The following is a 2,293-nucleotide window of genomic DNA, read 5'->3' on the forward strand; positions in this document are numbered from 1 at the left end:
CTGCAAGGCCAAGGGCACCAAGATCGCCGTGCTGCTCGGCGCCACCGGCGAGAAGGAAGCCAAGGCAGCCTTCCCCGATGCCGACATCAAGAGCTACAAGGGCGGCGGTCCGCTGCTGCTCGACGCCGTCAACAACGGCCAGGCCGATTGCGGCGTCAACGACGTCTCGGCGGTCAAGGGCCAGTCGACGGCCTATCCGGCCGGGACCTTCACAATCATGCCGGACCTCCTCTCGAAGGAGCCGCTTGCCTTCGCCACCCGCTATGACGAGCCGGATCTCCTGATCTGGATGAACCTGTTCCTCAACCAGGTCACCATCGACGGCCGCCTGCAGAAGAACCTCGACTACTGTCTCAATTCGGAAGACTGGAAGAAAGATCACTGATTGGGGATTAGGGAATTAGGGATTAGTGAGTAGCGAATTAGTGAGTAGTGAATAGGGAATTCCGGATCCGCCTCACTACTCACTGCTCACTACTCACTACTCCCTAATCACCATTCACGCCCATGCTCGAGAATTTCAGCTTCCGCACCATCGTCGAATACCTGCCCCTGGTCGGGCAGGGCCTGGTCACGACCGTGTGGCTGTCGGCGCTGTCCTTTTTCGGCGCGCTCGCAGTCGGCATCCTGCTGTGCGCGATGAACCTGCAGCGCGGCTGGCTGTTTCGGGTGCCGGCCAAGGCCTATATCGACGCCGTACGCGCCACGCCCTTGCTGGCGCAGCTCTATTTTCTCTATTTCGGCCTGCCGCGCCTCGGTTTCGTGCTGCCCGAACTCGTCGTCGGCATCCTCGCGTTGTCACTGAACAGCGGCGCCTATGTCGCTGAAATCATTCGGGCCGGCATCCTGTCGATCCCGCGCGGCCAGGTTGAGGCCAGTGTTGCTTCGGGCATGACCTATGTCCAGCGCATGCGCCTGGTGGTCCTGCCGCAGGCGTTCAAGGTGACGATCCCGCCGCTGCTGGGACAAGCGATCGTGCTGGTCAAGGATTCGGCGCGCCTGTCGCTGATCTCCGTTGCCGAGCTGACGCGCGCCGGCCAGTTGCTCGCCTCCGACCGACTCATGCCGGCGGAATTATATCTCACCATCGCCGCCTTCTACCTCCTGCTCTATTACGGCCTCAAAGGGCTGGCGGTTCTCTCCGGCCGCTGGCTCGGTTCGGCGGGAGCGCGCACATGATCTGGCAACAGTTGCAAAGCCTTGCTGGCAGCTATCCGCTGGCGCTGCGCGGCCTCGGCATGACCGTGGTGCTGTCGCTGATCAGCCTGGTGCTGGGCACCCTGCTCGGCTTCGGCCTCGGCATCTTGCGGACCGGCGACAACCGGTTGATCTCCGGCGTGATCGGTGCCTGGGTAGACCTCATCCGGGGCACCCCGTTCCTGGTGCAGATATTCCTGATCTTCTTCATCTTGCCGGAGCTGGGCATCGAGCTCGACGCCTTCACCGCCGGCATCATCGCGCTGACCAACCTCGCCGCTTGCTTCATCTGCGAGATCGTCGCCGCCGGCATCCGTTCGGTTCCGACGGGCCAGGTCGAGGCGGCACTGGCGTCCGGCCTGTCGCGCTGGCAGCGCATGCGCCAGGTGGTGCTGCCGCAGGCGATGCGCATCGTGCTGCCGCCGCTGATCGGGCAATATGTGCTGCTGATCAAGGACTCTTCGGTCGTCTCTGCGATTGGCCTGACCGATCTCACCCGCGTCGGCTGGCTGGTGGTGCAGCGCGTGCCGAACGGCCTGCTGGTGTTCTTCCTCGTCGGCGTCGGCTATTTCATCGTCTGCTATCCGCTGATCATGCTCGCCCGCCGGCTCGAGCGGCGCATCGGTGCCGCCCATGGCGAGGTGCAGATATGACATCGAACCCAAAGGTTCCGACCACATGACCAAAACGGGCATGATCGATTTTCGCGGCGTCAACAAATGGTTCGGCACGCTCAACGTGCTGAGGGACATCACGCTCAGCGTCGAGCCGCGCGAAGTGGTCGTCGTCTGCGGCCCGAGCGGGTCGGGCAAGAGCACGCTTATCCGCTGCATCAACGGGCTGGAGACGATCAAGGACGGCGACCTTGTCGTCGACGGCCAGCGGCTCGGCGACCCCGCCACCAACATGACGAAGCTGCGCACCGAGATCGGCTTCGTCTTCCAGTCCTTCAACCTCTACCCGCACAAGACCGCGCTCGAAAACGTCACGCTGGCGCCGATCCATGTCCGCAAGATCCCGCGCGCCGAGGCCGAGCAGGCCGGCCGCGAACTGCTGGCCAAGGTCGGGCTTGCCGACAAGGTCAACGCCTATCCTG

4 protein-coding genes are annotated in these 2,293 nt (G+C 63.5%); all 4 read left to right on the plus strand.

Translation table 11 applies throughout. From position 1 onward, the window contains the following. The coding region (locus tag FJ980_RS29895) for a transporter substrate-binding domain-containing protein (RefSeq protein WP_140547214.1) at positions 1-385 on the plus strand (385 nt) is incomplete at its 5' end. Between the two features lie 122 nt (positions 386-507). After that, positions 508-1,179, plus strand: coding sequence for an amino acid ABC transporter permease (locus tag FJ980_RS29900; protein WP_140547215.1), 672 nt, complete (start codon positions 508-510; stop codon positions 1,177-1,179). Beyond that, positions 1,176-1,850, plus strand: coding sequence for an amino acid ABC transporter permease (locus tag FJ980_RS29905; RefSeq protein ID WP_140547216.1), 675 nt, complete (start codon positions 1,176-1,178; stop codon positions 1,848-1,850). Before FJ980_RS29900 ends, FJ980_RS29905 begins: the two co-directional genes overlap by 4 nt. A gap of 25 nt (positions 1,851-1,875) precedes the next feature. Next, positions 1,876-2,293 (plus strand): ATP-binding cassette domain-containing protein (locus FJ980_RS29910; protein ID WP_140547217.1); only part of this gene is annotated, 418 nt, incomplete at its 3' end.

It is taken from the genome of Mesorhizobium sp. B1-1-5, from assembly GCF_006443065.1.
Classification (GTDB): Bacteria; Pseudomonadota; Alphaproteobacteria; order Rhizobiales; family Rhizobiaceae; genus Mesorhizobium.